The sequence below is a fragment of the Acidobacteriota bacterium genome, assembly GCA_040752915.1.
GTDB lineage: Bacteria > Acidobacteriota > UBA4820 > UBA4820 > DSQY01 > JBFLVU01.
On the sequence record JBFMHB010000063.1, the window covers coordinates 1 to 17,588 of the forward strand.

A 17,588-nucleotide genomic window follows, 5' to 3' on the forward strand; every position below is an offset into this window, starting at 1 on the left:
CCCGATGGAGAGCCCCGCCGTCAGCGCCAGGGCCGACCCGCCACTCAAGTCCGGTGGGGCCGCCAGGGCCGCGGCCAGGAAGAGCGCGCAGGCCGGGGTGAGGAGGAGGACGCCCTCCACGGGCCGGGGACCCGGACGCACCGGCACGTTGTCATTCATCGGCGGGCGAGCGAGAGGTCTCTAGGGACCGGAACCGATCGAGGCATCCTCGCAGTAGTTCTTGAACCTCCTGCCCGGAGAAACTCGATGTGGCGCCGTATCGTTCGAGCGCCTTGCGCGTGGCCGCCATGGATTCCAGAAACCGGCGGCAAGGTTCGCAGGATTCCATGTGGCGGGAGAGCTCGGCGCAGGACCCGGGGGCCAGATCGCCCTCGATCTGTGCGCAGATGCGCTCGAAGAGCTGCCGGCAATGTTCGTGTCCTTCTTCCGCCATGGAGCCTCCTTTTCCACTGTACCAGCGGAGGAACGGGAGTCAAGACGGGCGGCGCTTTTCCCATACCCTCGACCCCTGGTACACTGCGGCGGAAGGGACCGCGAATCCGGACAGGAGGTTCCATGGCCGATCAGAAGACCCTCGTGGCCGTTCTCATGGGAAGCGCATCGGACGCTCCCGCGCTCGAACCCTGCACGCGAACCCTCAAGAAGTACGGGGTTCCCTACGTGGTTCGCGTCCTCTCCGCCCATCGCACGCCCTCGGAAACCGCCGAATTCGTCACCCGGTCGGAGAGGGAGGGCGTGGAGGTTTTCATCGCCGCCGCGGGCATGGCCGCCCACCTGGCCGGAGCCGTGGCCGCCCGAACCGTTCGGCCCGTCATCGGCCTCCCCGTGGCGTCGGGCCCCCTCGACGGCCAGGACGCGCTGCTCTCGACGGTCATGATGCCGCCGGGCATCCCGGTGGCCACGGTGGCCATCAACGGGGCCGCCAACGCGGCCACCCTCGCGGTCCAGATCCTGGCGGTTTCCCGCCCGGATCTCTTCGAGAAGCTCTCGGCCGCTCGGGAGTCCATGCGCCAGGAGGTCCTGGAAAAGGACCGCGGGCTGGCCAGGGACTGACGGAAGCCCCGTGCGACGGATCTCCCTCGACGACCCCTCGTGGGTGGAGGAGGCGCTTCTCCACCTGAAGTCCGGAAGGGTCCTCGCCCTCCCGACGGAGACCGTGTATGGGCTTGCGGGGGCCCTCGACACCCCGGCGGCCGTGAGCCGCATCGTCGCCCTCAAGGGCCGTCCAGAGGACAAGGCCCTTCCCCTCCAGATGGCGTCCGCCGAAGCGGCCCGGGGGTTCGGCTTCGAATTCTCCCCTCCGGCGAGGAAGCTCGCGGACCGATTCTGGCCCGGCCCCCTTACGCTGGTCCTGCCTCGTCCGGTCGGCCTTCCGGAATGGTACGCTCCCGGTGTTCCCACGGCGGCCTTGAGGGTTCCGGGTCATGGAGCCGCCCGAACCCTTTTGGAGAAATGGGGCTTCCCCTTGGCCGTCACGAGCGCCAACCGGAGCGGGTGCCGCGAGGCCGTCTCGGCCCGCGAGGTGGAGGAGATCTTTGCCGGAACCCCCGATCTTCTGGTCGTCGACGGCGGCGACGCGCCGGGGGGAAGCGCCTCCACCGTAGTGGACGCCACGGGCCCTTCGCCGGTGGTTCTCCGGACGGGTCCCGTTTCGCGGCAAAGGATCGAGGAGGTGTGGCATGGGCGCGGGTGAGCGGTCGTCTCTGGCCGTGCTGACGGGGGCCGGAATCTCCGCTGAAAGCGGGATCGCCACCTTTCGCGGCTCGGGGGGCCTGTGGAACCATGCCCCCATCGAGGAAGTGGCCACGCCCCAGGGGTTTGCGAGGGACCCCCGGCGCGTGTGGGAGTTCTACGAAGCCCGCCGCCGGCAGGCCTCCTCGTGCCGACCCAATCCCGGCCACCTTGGACTCGCCAGGCTTGAAGCCGCCCTCGGACCGGATCGCTTCACCCTGATCACCCAGAACGTGGACGGACTTCACCGCGCGGCCGGGTCCCGGAACGTGCTCGAAATCCACGGAAGCCTGTGGCGCATTCGGTGCGTGGGCTGCGGCAAAGAGCGGGAGGACCGCACCGTTCCCTTCGCCTTCCTTCCGCCCCGTTGCGCCTGCGGCTCCCTCCTGAGGCCGGCCGTGGTCTGGTTCGGGGAGTACCTTCCGGAGGATGTCTTCGGAAAGGCCGTGGCGGCCGCCGAAGCCTCCGCCCTCTTCCTCGTGGTGGGCACCTCCGCCCAGGTCGAGCCCGCGGCCAGCCTCGCCCGCATCGCGTCCCGCTCTGGAGCCGCCGTGTGGGAAGTGAACCCCGAGGAAACCCCTCTCACGGCCCTCAGCGACCGATCCTGGCGTTCAGGTGCCGGCGCCGTCATGGACGAGGTGGCGGAGGCCGCCCTCCGGTTCCTGGCCCACTGATCCGCCGTCCGGTCCCCGGTGGAAGGGCACCGCCCGCCGGGGCGTCTTTGGGCCGGTTTTGACACAAGCCCTTTCCCTTGCTAGACTTGCCTCTTGACGTTTCGGGCATCCCCCCGACGAGACCGGAGGAATCCATGGCCAAGAAGCCCCCCGTTTACAAGAACTACATCAACGGCGAGTGGGTCGCCAGCCGCACCGGCAAGACCTTCGCCAACGTGAATCCCGCGAACACCGACGACGTGATCGGGCTCTTTCAGGACAGCGACGAGCGCGACGTGAACGCCGCCGTGGCGGCGGCCAAGGCGGCCTTTCTCAAGTGGCGCCTGGTCCCCGCCCCGAAGCGCGCCGAACTCGTCATGAAGCTCGGCCTCTGGCTGAAGGAGAACAAGGAGCGCCTGGCCCGCGACGCCACCCGCGAGATGGGCAAGATCCTCGCCGAGACGCGCGGAGACGTGCAGGAGGGCATCGACTGCTCGCTCTTCTGGTCCGGTGAAGGCCGCCGCATGTACGGCGAGACGACGCCCTCCGAACTCCCCAACAAGTTCGCCATGAGCGTCCGCCAGCCCATCGGCGTTTGCGCCCTCATCACGCCCTGGAACTTTCCCATGGCCATCCCCACGTGGAAGATGATGCCCGCGCTCGTGTGCGGAAACACCGTGGTCATCAAGCCCGCCACCCTCACTCCCCTCACCGTCTGGAACCTGGTCCAGGGCGCCGAGGAGGTGGGCTTCCCCAAGGGCGTCATCAATTACGTCACGGGTTCGGGCCGCAGGGTGGGCAACCCCCTCTGCGAACACCCCGACGTGTCTCTCGTGTCCTTCACGGGCTCCACCGAGGTGGGGCGCCAGATCAACCTCTCCTGCGCCAAGGACTTCAAGCGTGTGGGGCTGGAGATGGGCGGCAAGAACGCCGTCATCGTCATGGACGACGCGAACCTCGAACTCGCCGTGGACGGCGTCCTGTGGGGCGCCTTCGGCACGACCGGACAGAGGTGCACAGCCACCAGCCGGTGCCTGGTTCAGCGCGGGGTCTACAAGAAGTTTCTCGACGCCCTCGTAAAGCGGGCCAAGGCCCTCAGGGTGGGCGACGGGCTCGACGAGACCACCCAGATGGGCCCCGCGGTGGACGAGGGCCAGCTCAAGACGGACCTCGCCTACGTGGCCATCGGGAAGAAGGAGGGCGCCAAGCTTCTCTGCGGCGGCAACCGACTGACCGGAAAGAAGTACGAAAAGGGCTTCTTCCTGGAGCCCACGATCTTCGCCGACGTGAAACCCACCATGCGCCTCTTCCGCGAGGAAATTTTCGGGCCCGTTCTTTCGGTGGTCCCGTTCAAGACCTTCGAGGAGGCCGTCGCGCTTCAGAACGACTGCCTGTACGGCCTCTCGGGTTCCATTTACACCCAGGACGTGAACCGGGCCTTCGCCGCCATGCGGGACGTGCACACGGGCCTCTTCTACGTGAATGCCCCCACGATCGGCGCCGAGAACCACCTGCCCTTCGGCGGCGTCAAGCAGACCGGAAACGGCCACCGCGAGGGAGGGAAGGAAGCCCTGGACCTGTTCTCCGAGTGGAAGGCGATCTACGTGGATTTCTCCGGAACCCTCCAGCGGGCCCAGATCGACACCGACGAGATCGTCAAGGTCCAGTAGGGGCGATCTCCAGGACCCGGTCCACCCAGCACGAGGCTCTCCTTTTTCGTGTCCGAAGAGGTCCGGCGGAGGCCGGACCTCTTTTCTCGTTCGGCGGAATCGGCGCGGGTTGTGCAGTACAATCGCGGCAGGATATCCAACGAACGGAGGCGGCCATGAGCGAGTCTCGTCCCATGACGGAGCGCGAGCGGAAGCTTTTCTCGATTCTCAGAACGGCGATGGAGCGGGAGCGGGAGGCGCAGGCCATGTACACCGAGGCCGCTCAGCTCTGCGACGACCCGGTGATGAGGGCCGTTCTGGAGGAGTTCCACGCCGATGAAAGGCGGCACGAGCAGGAGGTGACGGCCCGTTACCACCAGTTCCGAAACGCCTTTCCCTCCGAGATCTGACTCCCGCCCGGCGTTTTCAGTCCCCCGTGCCCGGTTCGCAACTGAGGCCGCCGGGCGTTCCCACGGGCCGGGGTTCGCTCTTCTTTCCCGAGGGGCTCCACAGGCCGTCCTTCCATTGCTGGACCTTGACCCGTCCCATAGCCGTCCAGGCGGCGTTGCTGTTGTAGTCCCAGCCCAGGGTCTCGCTGTCGCCCGCCCCCAGGGTGGTGATGAGGAAACGGTTGTCGAGGCCGCCGAAAAAGGCGGCGGACTCGGCCGGAACGGGGCTGTCGCCCCCCGAAGGATCTACGGGAAACCACCCGTAGTTCGGCAGGTACACCTCGACCCAACGGTGGAAGACGTCGTCCCGGCTCGCATCGTCCCCCCGGATCACGACGGACCCCGCGTACCGGGCGGGGAGCCCCGCGGCGTGGCACATGGCGAGCATGACGAAGGTGTACTCCGAGCACGATCCGGACCCGCGGGAAAGAACCGTGGGCGCCACGTTCCACCCCCCCACGAGCTCGTAGTGCATCTTCTCCTGAATGTGCCGGTTGATCTTCCAGGCCATCCAAAAGGGGTTCTTCTCGCCTCCGAGGGCCTCCTCGACGGCCCGCCGGATGACGGGATCGTCCAGGACGAGCTTGCTGTTGTTCTGGGTGTAGGTCCGGCGGATCTCCTCGGGAATCTCGGAGAGGGAGCCGACCCTTTCCGGGTCCACGAACCACCGGACCTGATAGAGTTCGGCCAGCACCTCCATGGAGGCCCTCACCTCCTGGCCCGGCCCCACGTCCCGAAAGCGCCAGTGGGCGCACCGCTGCCCCCACCGGTCCGTGACGAACCCGTGGGGCTCCGGGGTGAAGCGGGGGGGGGCGAGGAGCGTCTGATTGGGAAGGTCCTGCGGCACGGCGATGTACACGTCGAGGGTCTTCACGGTGCCGGGGCCGAAATTGCGCCAGGCCTCGCGGTACACCACCGATTCCTTCTTGGGCGAGCGCCGCACGTAGGGGGCCCGGCGGTCCACCGAAAGACGGTACAGTTTGCGGGTTTCAAAATCGGCGCACCAAAGGTGGGCGCCGTCCCAGGCCAACCCCGTCGGGTACGGACCGGGCGACGGGAACTGATCCAGGACGGCTCCGGTCCCGGGATCCACGCGATAGATCGCGTCGGTCGTCCGATCGCTCACGAAGAGGCACCGGCCGTCGAAGGCCAGGCCGATCCCCTGGCCCCGTCGCCCGGGACCGCAGGTCGGGCAGGGAAAGGAGCGGAAGGTGGTTCCGTCGTTCCGATCGACTCGAACGAGCCCGCTTCCCCGGGCATCGAGCGTCCACAGGGCGGCCCCGTCCCAGCCGATTCCCTCGGGGGCGTCCGTGTCCAGCGGGAGGGAGCGGACCGTCAGGCCCGAGGCCGGGTCGACCGCGTAGGCCGTCTTTTCGGCTCCGTCCACGACCCACAGGACCTTTCCGTCCCACGCGAGCCCCATCGGTTGGTATCCGGGGGCTTCGAGCGTCCGTTCGATGCGGCCCGTCGATGGATTCACGGCGCTCAAGGTGGCCGACTCGAGGTCCGCCAGCCAGAGGCGGTCGCCGTCCCAGGTCAAACCCATGGGGGTCTTGAGATCCGTGGAGAATTCCGCGACCACCGTCCCGGGGACCTTTTCCGCCGCCGCCGTCGCCAGGGTCATGAATACCAGAACCGCGATCCACGCCGCTCGAGCTCTTCTGCATCCGCTCATGGCTCCCTCCCCGTATTCCCATTGCCGCCGGAGTTCATTGTATAGGATGAAGCCCCCCCTTCCGAGAGGGACTTGCTTTCGCCCGAGGCATGGCGTCTCATGGGAGGCGCATGCTCGGAATGGCGAATTGTCTTCTCCCACGGCCCTGGACCGCCGCCGCCCTTCTCGCGGCCTTTCATCTCCTTCTCCCCCCGGTGCAAGCCCAGGCCCCGCCAGGGTCCTGGGAGGAGTGGGAAGCGCGGGGGGCCCGGATCGCTGGCTTGACCGTGAGAATCGGGGACGTCTTCGACCCTTCCCTTCCCGACGAGTCCCACTGGCTGGCCCGGGCCGCGAACTTCGTCCACATCGAAACCCGGCGCTCCGTGGTGGAGAGAGAGCTCCTCTTCTCCCCGGGAAATCCTGTAAACGCCCGGGCGATACGCGAGACGGAGAGGAACCTGCGCGCGTTGTCGTTCGTGCGGCACGCCTGGGTGCAGCCCCAGCCCATGGATGACGGGTCCGTCTGGGCCGTAGTGGAGGTGCGGGACTCCTGGAGCCTCCAGGGAAGCCTCAAGTTCAGCCGCGTGGGGGGCCAGACGAGCTGGCGCGCGCGGGTCCACGAAGTGAATTTCCTGGGTCGCGGACAGAGGTTGATCCTCAGCCACCAGCGGGATCCCGAGCGGACGACGGACCAGGCGGCCTACGCGGACCCCCGGTTCCTCGGGAGCCGATGGGCCCTTTCTCTCGATTACCAGCGCCTTTCGGACGGCCGCCGCAGGGCCTTCGCCCTCGATCGTCCCTTCTTCGCCCTTCACACCCCCTGGTCCGCTTATGCACGCGCCTCCTCCCTGGAGACCCATCTGACCCTCTACGACCGGGGGCGCGCGGCCCTCGGGCTTCCCTACCGCCGGCACGGGGCCGCCATCGGATGGGCCCGCGGCGTCCCCTTGGCGGAGGATGCCGCGCTCCGAGTGGGAGCGGCCCTGGAGGGGGAGGAGGCCTTTTACGGGACCGCCGCCGTCTTCCGACCCGGCTGGCTGGCGCCCGCTCCGTTCCCGGACCGCAGGCTGCACGGTCTGGCCGTGACGGTGGAATGGACGCAGGACCGGTACCTCGCTTTCGAGAACCTCCGGTCCGTGGCCCGCACCGAGGACGTGAACCTGGGGTGGACCTGCAAGGCCACCGCGGGGATCTATGCCGGGGGGCTGGGATCCGACGAGCCGGGGCCCTTTCTCCGGCTTTCCGCGGACAAGGCTTGGAAGTGGTCCGAGGAGGGGATCTTTCTGGCCGAGGCGAGGATCCAGGGAAGGCGATCGGGGAGACTCTGGAGGGAGGGCCTTCTTTCGGCCTCCTGGACGGCCTACCTCCCGGGGCCGGGCCGACAGACCTTCGCGGGCCGATTCAGCGCGGACCTCGCCCTGCGGCCCCCTCCCGAGGGCTGGCTTTACCTCGGGGGTGAGGACGGGCTCCGGGGCTATCCGAACCACTACCGGGCCGGGGACCGGCGGTGGGTTCTCTCCCTGGAGGACCGCCTCGTCACCGACCGCCGCTTGTGGGGTTTGCTCCAGCTGGGCTTCGTGGCCTACGCGGACGCGGGGGCCGTCCGCCGCCTGTCCGGGGGATCCTGGTCCCAAACGTTCGCGGACGTGGGGTTCGGCCTCCGCCTCGGAAACCTCAAGAGCGCCTTCAGCAACGTGCTCCTCGTAACCATCGCCTTTCCCCTGGTGGACGGGCCCGGGGTGGACGATTACCAGATCGTCGTCGGCAACGTCGTAAGGTTTTGAGGGCCTGGGACGGCCGCCGGTCGAGACCGCGGGGCCTTGCAAGGGGAACGACGGACCTGCTGGGCTTCCCCGCCGGATCAGCCTCCCGAGAGCCCCTTGAGGAAGGCCTCGTTGGACTCGAACTCCCCGAGTTTTCCGATGAGGAGCTCCATGGCCTCCACCGTGGAGAGCGGGTTGAGGATCTTCCGCAGGATCCACATCCGGTTGAGCTCGAACTCCTTGGTGAGCAGTTCCTCCTTCCGGGTCCCCGACTTGTTGATGTCGATGGCCGGGAAGACGCGCTTGTCCACGAGCTTCCGGTCCAGGTGGATCTCCATGTTACCGGTGCCCTTGAACTCCTCGAAGATCACGTCGTCCATCCGGGAGCCCGTGTCCACCAGGGCCGTGGCGATGATCGTGAGGGAGCCGCCCTCTTCGATGTTCCGGGCCGCCCCGAAGAAGCGCTTGGGTTTTTGAAGGGCGTTGGCGTCGAGGCCGCCCGAGAGCACGCGCCCCGAGGGGGGTGTGACGGTGTTGTAGGCCCGGGCCATGCGGGTGATGGAGTCGAGAAGGATCACGACGTCCCGTCCGAGCTCCACGAGGCGCTTGGCCTTCTCCATGACCATCTCCGCCACCTGGACGTGGCGGGTGGGCGGCTCGTCGAAGGTGGAGGCCTGCACCTCGCCCTTCACCGAGCGCTGCATGTCCGTCACTTCTTCGGGCCGCTCGTCGATGAGCAGAACCAGCAGATAGGCGTCCGGATGGTTCGCCGTGATGGCGTGGGCGATGGCCTGGAGGAGCATGGTCTTGCCGGTCCGGGGCGGGGCGACGATGAGGCCGCGCTGGCCGAACCCGATGGGCGTCACGAGGTCGAGAACCCGCCCCGACAGGGCCTGCCGGGAGGTCTCCAGGCGGATCCTCCGGTTGGGATAAATGGGGGTGAGGGCGTCGAACCACATCCGGTCCCGCGTCTTCACGGGAGATTCGAAGTTGATGGCGTCCACCTTGATGAGGGCGAAGTACTTCTCGCCTTCCTTGGGGGGGCGCACCTGGCCCGAGATCGTGTCTCCCGTCCTGAGCCCGAACTTCTTGATCTGCGACGGGCTTACGTAAATGTCGTCGGGGCCGGGCAGATAGTTGTACTCGGGCGCCCGCAGGAAGCCGAATCCGTCCTGGAGGATCTCCAGCACGCCCTCGGCGAAGATGAAGCCGTTGGCCTCGGCCTGGGACTTGAGGACCTGGAAGATGAGCTCCTGCCTCTTGAGGGAGGAGAGGTTCTCGATTTCGTAGTCCTTGCCGAGCTTCAGCAGCTCCTGGGGGTTCATGTCGTGCAGTTTCGCGAGGTCCAGGTTCTCCGTTCGTCCTTTATTCATCTCACCGACTCCATGCTCCTTTCCACCAACTTCCTCAACGCGGGGAGCCCCTCGCCCGTCAGCGACGAGAAGAGGAGCGGGGGAGTGTCGGGGCTCAGGCCCAGCGCCCGTGCCGTCGCTGCGGCGGCGGCCGCTCGCCGGCCTCTTGGAAGCTTGTCCGCCTTCGTGAGGACCACCCGAACCTCCCAACCGTATCTCCGGAACCAATCCATCAATTGGTGCTCCCCCTGCCCCGGATCCCGCCTCACATCCACGAGCAAGAGGGCCGCCGACCCGCCCCGCGACTCCATGTACCCGTTCACGAGGGCCGCCCACGACCGCCGGACGCCCTCGGGCGCCTTTGCGTAGCCGTATCCCGGGAGGTCCACCACATACCCGAGGTCCCCCACTTTCACGAACAGGATCGCCTGGGTCCGGCCCGGCGTCCGACTCACGCGCATGAAGCCCGGGCGCCCCAGCAGGGAGTTGATCAGGGAGGACTTCCCCACGTTGGACCGCCCGATCACAGCCAGCTCAGGAAGCGAGCGGGGCGGCAGCTGCTTCGGCGCCGTGCAGACCCGCTCCAGCTCCACCCTGTCCAGCTTCACGAATCCCCCTCTGTTGCCAACCCCCCCGTGAGTCCGATCGGTATCTTCCCGGACCGGTTCTCAGGGCGCCTTTTCCGGACGCGGTCCGTCGGCCGTTTCCAGAACCATGGACCGGCGGCGCCGGAAGGGGTCCTCCACGAGGGCCAGGCGGAAAACCTCCTCCAGCGTCTCGGCCAGGTGGAACCGCATCCCTTGCCTCAGGCTCTCGGGCACCTCCGCCAGATCCTTCTCGTTGTCCCTCGGAAGGATGACCTCGAAGACGTCGTGCTGCTTGGCGGCGAGGATCTTCTCCTTGAGCCCGCCGATGGGGAGAACCTTTCCACGGAGGGTCACCTCCCCCGTCAGGGCCACGTCGTGGCGCACGGGGATCCCCACGAAAGCGGAGAGCATGGCCGCCGCCAGCGCCACGCCCGCGCTGGGACCGTCCTTGGGAATGGCGCCTTCCGGAACGTGCACGTGCACGTCGCTCTCGGAAAAGTGGTTGGCCGGCAGGTCCAGGCGGGCGGATTGGCCCCGGATGTACGAGAAGGCCGCCCGCGCCGACTCCTGCATGACGTCGCCCAGCTGCCCTGTCAGCGTCAGCGCCCCTTTCCCCGGCATGAGGCTCGCCTCGAGAAGGAGGATGTCCCCCCCGGCCTGGGTCCAGGCCAGGCCCACGGCGATCCCTACTTCGTCGCTCTGGAGGACCCTCCGCTCCTTGTACCGCGGAACCCCCAACAGGATCTCCACCCGCTCGGGCGTCAGGACCTCGGGATCCCGGCGGCGGTCGCGGACCACCTTGTGGGCGATCTTCCGGCAGAGGGCGGCCACTTCCCGCTCCAGGTTCCGCACCCCCGCCTCGCGGGTGTAGCCGTCCACGACGAAGGAGAGGCCCTCCCGCGTAAAGTTCGCGTCCCTCCGCCTCAGCCCGTGCGCCTTGAGCTGCTTGGGCACGAGGTACCCCTCGGCGATGGCGAGCTTCTCGGGGAGGGTATACCCCGAGAAGGGGATCACCTCCAGCCGGTCCAGGAGGGCCGGGGGAATGGTGTGAGTCACGTTGGCCGTCGTCACGAAGAAGACGCGGCTGAGGTCGAAGGGAACGTCGATATAGTGGTCGAGGAAGGCGCCGTTCTGCTCGGGATCGAGCACCTCGAGGAGGGCCGAGGCCGGATCGCCCCGGTAGTCCGACCCTAGTTTGTCGATCTCGTCCAGCAGGAAGAGGGGGTTCTTGGTGCCGGCCCGCTTCACGAGCTGGATGATCTGGCCGGGGAAGGCCCCGATGTACGTCCTTCTGTGGCCCTTCACCTCCGCCTCGTCATGCACGCCGCCCAGGGAAAGCCGGACGAACTCCCTCCCCATGCTGCGGGCGATGGATTTGGCCACGGAGGTCTTGCCCACGCCCGGAGGCCCCGTGAAACAGAGGATGCTGCCCCGCGGGTTCCTGGTCAGCGTGCGCACCGACAGGTATTCGAGGATGCGCTCCTTGACCTTTTCCAATCCGTAATGGTCCTGGTTCAGGATTCGCTCGGCCCGCTTGATGTCGTGCCGATCCTTGGACTCCTTGGACCAGGGCAGGGCCAGGAGCCAGTCGATGTAGGAGCGGGACACGGTGGCCTCGGCGGAAACGGGAGGCATGACCTCGAGCCGCTTCAATTCCGAAAGGGCCCTCTCCAGGGCCGCCTCCGGCATGCCCGCCCGCTGGATGCGGTCTTTCAGCTCCTCCAGCTCCGTCGAAGAGTCCTCCCTCCCGAGTTCCTTCTTGATGAGCTTCATTTTCTCGTTGAGGAAGTACTCCTTCTGGGTCTTCTCGATCTGCTTCTCCACCTCCCGGTTCAGCCGCTGGTCCAGGTTCGTCTGTTCCACCTCCGACGCCAGGAGGCGCCGCACGAGACGGACCCGCTCCGAAGGCTCCAGGACCTCCAGGATCCGCTGCTTCACCTCGGTCTGGATTCCCAGGTAGGCCGCCACCTGATCGGCGAACCGGCCCGGCTCATCGGGATTGAGCGCCGAAGTGGTGACCCCGCCGTACAGGGCCTGGTTCTTTCGCAGGTGCTCATCGAACTTCCTGGCCAAATCGGAGGCGAGCCCCTCGCACTCCGCATCCACGGTCTGAGGGTCGGGCGTGGGAATCACGGAGGCGTGGTTCACGGGACCGTCGAGGAGAAGGTCCTGCACCACGCCCCTGTACAGCCCCTCCACGAGGATCTTCATGTGGCCGTTCGGCAGCGCCAGGGACTGGATGATCCGGGCCACGACTCCCACGCGAAAGAGCCCGGAGGACGAGGGCTCTTCGGCCTGGGGGTCCTTCTGGAGAAGGAGGAAGACGTGGCCTTCCCCGGCCAGGGCGGACTCCACGGCGGCGATGGAGGCCCGCCTCCCGACCACGAAGGGCCGGATGGAGTGGGGGAAAACGACCATGTCCCTCAGGGTGATCAACGGGTGCACCATCGGTGGGGCTCCCGCCCTGGAGGGGGTCTGCGGTAGGTTCATGGGTTTCCTTCTAAACGGGGCGGACCGTCAGCCCGCGTTTTCCATGAGCATAATCGGCTTGGCGCTGGAGAGGACCACGTCCTTGGTGATGACGACTTCCTTGACGTTGCTCTGGGAGGGGATGTCGTACATGAGCTCGAGCATGAGGTCTTCCATGATGATCCTCAACCCTCGAGCTCCGACGCCCCTCGAAATGGACTGGCGGGCGACCTCCTCGATGGCCTCCTGGGTGAAGGTCAGCTTCACCCCCTCCATTTCGAAGATCTTCTCGTACTGCTTGACGAGGGCGTTCTTGGGTTCGGTGAGGATCGTCGTGAGAGCCTTAAGGTCCAGCTCGCCCAGGCTGGCCACCACGGGCACCCGTCCCACGAATTCGGGGATCATGCCGTACTTGATCAGATCCTGCGGCTGGACCTGGGCCAGGAGCGTGTCCACTCCCCGCTGTTCCCGCGACTGGGGCACCCCTCCGTAGCCGATGCTGGAGCGGTGCATGCGGCGCTCGACGATCTTGTCGAGCCCCACGAAGGCCCCGCCGCAAATGAAGAGGACGTTGGTGGTGTCGATCTGGATGAACTCCTGATGAGGATGCTTTCGCCCGCCCTGGGGAGGCACGTTGGCCACGGTTCCTTCCAGGATCTTGAGGAGGGCCTGCTGGACCCCCTCCCCGGAGACGTCCCTCGTGATGGAGGGGTTCTCCCCTTTTCGGGCGATCTTGTCGATTTCATCGATGTAGACGATGCCCCGCTCGGCCCTGGCCCGGTCGCCATCCGCGTTTTGGAGGAGCTTCAGAAGGATATTCTCCACGTCCTCGCCCACGTACCCGGCCTCCGTCAGGGTGGTCGCGTCGGCGATGGCGAAGGGCACCTTGAGGAGCCGGGCGAGGGTCTGGGCCAGGAGTGTCTTGCCCGTGCCCGTGGGGCCCATGAGCAGGATGTTGGATTTCTGGATTTCCACCTCGCCCCGGCGAACCGAGGGCTGGGTCCGGCGGTAATGGTTGTAGACGGCCACCGAAATCCGCTTCTTGGCGGATTCCTGACCGATCACGTATTCGTCGAGGAAGGACTTGATCTCCCTGGGCTTGGGAAGCGGGCTCTTTCCGCGCTCCTCCTTCTCCACGTCCTCCGCGAGGATCTCGTTGCAGGTGTCCACGCACTCGTTGCAGATGTAGACGTTGGGCCCCGCGATGAGCTTCTTCACATCGCGCTGGGGCTTGTTGCAGAAACTGCACCGGAGTTCGTTGTCTCCGTACGCTCGGCTCATCTCATGGCCTCCGGGGTCCGACCCCTCCCCGGCAGGAATGCAACAACCGCGCCATTTATTTCTCGGACCCGTGCTGGACGAGGATCTTGTCCACGAGCCCGTACTCCACCGCCTGCTCCGCCGCCATGAAGTTGTCGCGCTCGCAGTCCCTCCGCACGTCCTCGAGGCTCCGTCCCGTGTGGCGGACGAGGATGTCGTAGAGGCGTTCCCGGGTCCTCACGAGTTCCCGCGCGTGGATTTCGATGTCCGTGACCTGCCCCTTCATCCCCCCCCAGGGCTGGTGGATCATGAGCGTCGAATTGGGCAGGGCGAAGCGCTTCCCCTTCGCTCCCGAGGCCACGAGAAGGGCGGCCATGGAGGCGGCCTGGCCGATGCAAACCGTGTTGATGTCCGGCTTCACGAACTGCATCGTGTCGTAGATCGCCAGGCCCGCCGTGACGTGGCCTCCCGGGCTGTTGATGTACAGCCAGATGTCGCGGGAGGGATCCTCCGCCTCCAGAAACAGGAGCTGGGCGATCACCAGGTTGGCGAGATGGTCGTCGATTTCCTCGCCGATGAAAATGATGTTGTCCTTGAGCAGCCGGGAGTAGATGTCGTAGGACCGCTCCCCCCGGTTCGTCTGCTCCACCACGAAGGGAATGAGGGGCATCAGCCTTCCTCCGCCGGGACGGGCTCAGCTTCGACCAATGTAACGGAAGCCTGGGAAAGAAGCAAGCCCAGCGCCTTCTTGCGGGCCAGCAGGTCTCGCACGTCGTCGAGGCGCCCCTCCTTTTCGTACCGGGCCCGAATCCGGTCCGCGGGCATCCGCGAGCCCTCGGCCAGGTTCTGGAAATAGGCCGCGAGTTCGTCCTCGGCGACGGTCAGGCCGTTCCGCTCGGCCACGGCCTTCAATAGGTAGTAGGCCGACACCTTCCTCTCGGACACGGACCTGCGAGACCGGGCGATCTCCTCCCAGTTCACGCCCGCCTTGGTCGGGTCGAGCCCCTGCCGGGCCCACTCCTCCGCCATGGATTGCAGGTCCTCCCGCAATTGCCGGTCCGCCAGCGTCGGGGGAGCCGGCACGGGATACTTGTCGAGGAGAGCCTCGATGAGCCGGTCCTCCTGCAGGGCGCGCATTTCCGCCTGAAGGCGGGCCTCCACGTCCTTTCTCACCCGATCCCGAAGGGCCTCCAGGCTCTCCGCCCCCAGGTCCTTGGCCAGATCGTCCCCCAGGGGCGGGACCTCCCGCCGGACGATCTTGTTTACCGTGAATTCGTATTCCCCGGGGGCCAGGTGGGCGTGGGGAGAATCGTGGCCCGGCTCTCCCTCACCGGCCTCGGGCTCCACCTTGAGATCAAAGACCTCGGCGGTCTTTCTGCCGGACAGTGCCCGCTCCGCCGGATGGTGGCTGTCCGCGAGCGCCCGCAGAAAGAGGTCCTGGCCCTTGGCCTGCCCCTTCCGCCTCATGGTCACGGACAGATAATCCCCTTCGGACGCCACCTCCTGGGGCTTCATCACGGCGGCGCGCTCCCGAAGTCCCTCGAGAACCCGGTCCACCTGGGCCTCCTTGACTTCGGCCCGGGGGCACCGCACCACGATGCCCTGGGCGTTCACCTCGGGAACCTCCGGGGCGACCTCCACGTGCAGATCGCAGACGAAGGGATGGCCTTCCTCCAGCTGGACCGCCTCCACGTAAGGCTCCACCACGGGGTCGAGGGAGAATTTCTGGAGGGTTTCCCGGGCCGCGTCGGGGAGAAACCGCTCCAGCACCTCTTCTCGGATTTCTTTTTGAAACCGGCCCTTGACCAGTCCCTCCGGGGCTTTTCCGGGGCGAAATCCGTGCAGATGGGCCTGGCCCCTTACGGCCCGGACCACCTCCCGGAATTTGGGCTCCACCTCGTCCCATGGGGAGTGGATCGAATACGTTTTCCGGCAACCTTCCTGACTCTTGAACGTAATGTCCATGCGGGCTCCAGATTGGTTGTTCTCGGGGTTCAAGGGGCGGAAGGCGTTCCGTCCGCCCGAAGGTCTCGTGGATCAGGGGGAGCCGGGCGGAGCGGCATGCCCCTTCGGCCTTGGTCCGTCTCGCTTTCCGCTTCCCCGCGGATCCAGGGAGGGGCCCCGCCTGCATCCTTCCGAGGCCCTCCGCCCATCCGACGGCGTCTGACCTGCGAAAACCGCCGGGGCCTTTCCGCCCTTTTCGTTCCCAGTCTCTCTCCTGAACTCGATCCCGCCCCATTACCCCTGGGCGATGGAAACGTACTTGCCTCTGGTGCGAAAGGGGGGACTCGAACCCCCACGGGTTTCCCCACAGGATCCTAAGTCCTGCGCGTCTGCCAATTCCGCCACTTTCGCCCGGATTCTCTCCTGAACGGCCGGCCGCCGCATTTCTGGCCGGAACTTTCTTTCCGCAGGGGCGGTCCCCGGTTGGAACCCTTCAGGAAAATCGGAGTGGCGCGCCCGCCCCGACTCGAACGGGGGACCTGCGGCTTCGAAGGCCGACGCTCTATCCGGCTGAGCTACGGGCGCACGTCGGCGGGCTCCCCCGGACAAACCCTTTTATCACATTTCGAGGGAACCGCGCAACGCCCGGGGCGGGCCCCCTTTCATCCCGGGAGGGGAAACAGCGGGATCTCCCGGCTCTGCCCCCCGCACTGCGAGAAGAGCCTGGGGAGCGCCTGCATGGCCTCGCTGGCGCTGGGGGACCGGTGGAGGATGGTCGCGTACGGCGCCTGGAAAGAGCGGATCCGCTCCAGGACCTTCTCCTTCTGGGCCCGGGAGCCATCGGTCACCGCCGTGAACAGGGCCAGGGGGAGAAGCACGGACAATATGGCGCTCCCGGCGTGCGCCGCTTCCTCCGGCGACCCCGGGGGGCTCTCCAGAATCCGATCCACGAGCCGCCGGGCCCCTCGACCGATGGCCTCGTCCTGAAGCTGGGCCGAGGCGAGAAGCAGGAAGGTGGCCCCACGGGAAAGATCGTCCGGGGTCGGGTTGATCCCACGGTCCCGGAGGAGGCCCTCGGCCAGACGTCCGGCTCGTTCCAGAAAGGACGGATCGAGGGAGGCGTTGTAAAGAGACAGGCAGGCCAGCCCCCGCTCGGGGAGGAGGGCCTGCGACGGCCCGTCCCCATCGGGCACCTCGGAGGATGTTTCGAACGAGGCCCGAAGGCTCCGTTGCGCCGCCTTGAGGTAGGAGGGCTCCCCATAGGACTGGTAGGCTTTCGAAAAAGCCTGCGCGGCCAGGGCACACGCAAGAGGCGTAGCTGGAAAGAGGGCGGGGGGGGGCGGCAACATGCGCCTCTGGTGGATGGGGAGGGCGTAGTAGGCCTCGTCCGCCGCCTGCCCCGAGGCGAAGCTCCCGTCCGGCATGAGAAGTCGGGTCTGCAGGTAGCGCAGGAGGCTCCGGGCCAGGGTTCCGGAGGCCTCCCCCTGACCGGGCCGCCTCAGGCGTAGGGCCACCATGAGCCATACTGAATTGGCGGCGAGGGTCTTGCGCGAGCCGAAGCCGGACTCAAAGAACCCCCCCTCCTCGGCGTCGTAGCGGGGGGGTTCCGCGAGCCTCCTGAGGGCCGACCTCAACTTGGCCAGCAAATCCGGGCGCGAAAGGCCGATGGCGTACTTGGTCAGGAAGCGGAGTACGACGGGAGTGGGGCCGGGACCGCCCTCTCCGGTGAGAAAATCGTTCAGCCCGGCCTCCAGTCCCTGGCGGATCTCCTCCACTCTTTCCAGCCCGTGTTCGAGGTCCAAGGGCCCCTCCTTCGAATCATGCCGAGCCCGGCCGAAGCCGCACGCGGATTCTCTGAGCAAGGGCAGTGCCACCGAGTTCGGCCCAGAGAGGGCCCATTCGTAACAATCGAGAAACAAGAATGAAACGCCTCGCTTCGACGTTACATCTTCCGGCACCCAGTCGGGCCTGGCCCATAGCGGGCCATCCCCCGGAGTCGGGAAGGCTCTTTGGTTGGTGGGATCCTCCCGACCCCGGCGCGCTTGTCTTGGTTCGGGCCCGAAGGTATGCTGTATGC

General features: G+C 66.8%; 15 protein-coding genes and 2 tRNA genes. 6 read left to right on the forward strand and 11 right to left on the reverse strand.

The window, feature by feature from the left end; genetic code table 11:
* Positions 1–151 precede the first annotated feature (151 nt).
* Positions 152–433 carry a zf-HC2 domain-containing protein gene (locus AB1824_10800; GenBank protein ID MEW5765452.1) on the reverse strand — a complete coding sequence of 94 codons (282 nt, stop codon included), beginning with the start codon at positions 431–433 and terminating at the stop codon, positions 152–154.
* A 122-nt stretch (positions 434–555) separates the two neighbouring features.
* Here AB1824_10800 and purE point away from each other — a divergent pair, with 122 nt between their 5' ends.
* The 5 genes from purE to AB1824_10825 all read left to right on the forward strand — a co-directional run bounded on the left by purE (position 556) and on the right by AB1824_10825 (position 4,443).
* Positions 556–1,053: a 5-(carboxyamino)imidazole ribonucleotide mutase gene (gene purE, locus AB1824_10805; protein ID MEW5765453.1), complete on the forward strand. Its 498-nt coding sequence runs from the start codon at positions 556–558 to the stop codon at positions 1,051–1,053.
* A gap of 10 nt (positions 1,054–1,063) precedes the next feature.
* Positions 1,064–1,693 (forward strand): L-threonylcarbamoyladenylate synthase, encoded by a 630-nt coding sequence (locus AB1824_10810; protein MEW5765454.1) that lies wholly within the window; start codon positions 1,064–1,066, stop codon positions 1,691–1,693.
* Positions 1,680–2,405, forward strand: a complete 726-nt coding sequence (locus AB1824_10815; GenBank protein ID MEW5765455.1) for an NAD-dependent deacylase — start codon at positions 1,680–1,682, stop codon at positions 2,403–2,405. Before AB1824_10810 ends, AB1824_10815 begins: the two co-directional genes overlap by 14 nt.
* Before the next feature lie 134 nt (positions 2,406–2,539).
* Positions 2,540–4,054, forward strand: a complete 1,515-nt coding sequence (locus AB1824_10820) for an aldehyde dehydrogenase family protein (GenBank protein ID MEW5765456.1) — start codon at positions 2,540–2,542, stop codon at positions 4,052–4,054.
* A 155-nt stretch (positions 4,055–4,209) separates the two neighbouring features.
* Positions 4,210–4,443 (forward strand): hypothetical protein, encoded by a 234-nt coding sequence (locus tag AB1824_10825; protein ID MEW5765457.1) that lies wholly within the window; start codon positions 4,210–4,212, stop codon positions 4,441–4,443.
* Positions 4,444–4,459: 16 nt separating this feature from the next.
* Here AB1824_10825 and AB1824_10830 read toward each other — a convergent pair whose 3' ends face one another.
* A complete protein-coding gene (locus AB1824_10830; protein ID MEW5765458.1) occupies positions 4,460–6,157 on the reverse strand; it encodes a transglutaminase domain-containing protein in 1,698 nt (565 codons plus the stop codon).
* Positions 6,158–6,417: 260 nt separating this feature from the next.
* Here AB1824_10830 and AB1824_10835 point away from each other — a divergent pair, with 260 nt between their 5' ends.
* Complete coding sequence (locus AB1824_10835) at positions 6,418–7,920, forward strand: hypothetical protein (protein MEW5765459.1); 1,503 nt, start codon at positions 6,418–6,420, stop codon at positions 7,918–7,920.
* A 77-nt stretch (positions 7,921–7,997) separates the two neighbouring features.
* Here AB1824_10835 and rho read toward each other — a convergent pair whose 3' ends face one another.
* The 9 genes from rho to AB1824_10880 all read right to left on the reverse strand — a co-directional run bounded on the left by rho (position 7,998) and on the right by AB1824_10880 (position 17,313).
* Complete coding sequence (gene rho, locus AB1824_10840; GenBank protein ID MEW5765460.1) at positions 7,998–9,248, reverse strand: transcription termination factor Rho; 1,251 nt, start codon at positions 9,246–9,248, stop codon at positions 7,998–8,000.
* 20 nt (positions 9,249–9,268) lie between these two features.
* Positions 9,269–9,859, reverse strand: coding sequence for a ribosome biogenesis GTP-binding protein YihA/YsxC (gene yihA / locus AB1824_10845; protein MEW5765461.1), 591 nt, complete (start codon positions 9,857–9,859; stop codon positions 9,269–9,271).
* Between the two features lie 60 nt (positions 9,860–9,919).
* The gene (gene lon, locus AB1824_10850) at positions 9,920–12,286 is read right to left on the reverse strand and encodes an endopeptidase La (protein ID MEW5765462.1); all 2,367 of its coding nucleotides are present in this window, start codon (positions 12,284–12,286) and stop codon (positions 9,920–9,922) included.
* 69 nt (positions 12,287–12,355) lie between these two features.
* Positions 12,356–13,588, reverse strand: a complete 1,233-nt coding sequence (gene clpX, locus AB1824_10855; GenBank protein MEW5765463.1) for an ATP-dependent Clp protease ATP-binding subunit ClpX — start codon at positions 13,586–13,588, stop codon at positions 12,356–12,358.
* 55 nt (positions 13,589–13,643) lie between these two features.
* Entirely contained in the window at positions 13,644–14,237 is a 594-nt protein-coding gene (gene clpP / locus AB1824_10860; protein MEW5765464.1) for an ATP-dependent Clp endopeptidase proteolytic subunit ClpP, read from the reverse strand.
* Positions 14,237–15,532: a trigger factor gene (tig, locus tag AB1824_10865; GenBank protein ID MEW5765465.1), complete on the reverse strand. Its 1,296-nt coding sequence runs from the start codon at positions 15,530–15,532 to the stop codon at positions 14,237–14,239. Before tig ends, clpP begins: the two co-directional genes overlap by 1 nt.
* 305 nt (positions 15,533–15,837) lie before the next feature.
* Positions 15,838–15,922, reverse strand: a tRNA-Leu gene (locus AB1824_10870).
* A gap of 97 nt (positions 15,923–16,019) precedes the next feature.
* Positions 16,020–16,096: transfer RNA gene (locus tag AB1824_10875), tRNA-Arg, on the reverse strand.
* Between the two features lie 77 nt (positions 16,097–16,173).
* Positions 16,174–17,313 carry a hypothetical protein gene (locus AB1824_10880; GenBank protein MEW5765466.1) on the reverse strand — a complete coding sequence of 380 codons (1,140 nt, stop codon included), beginning with the start codon at positions 17,311–17,313 and terminating at the stop codon, positions 16,174–16,176.
* Positions 17,314–17,588 lie beyond the last annotated feature (275 nt).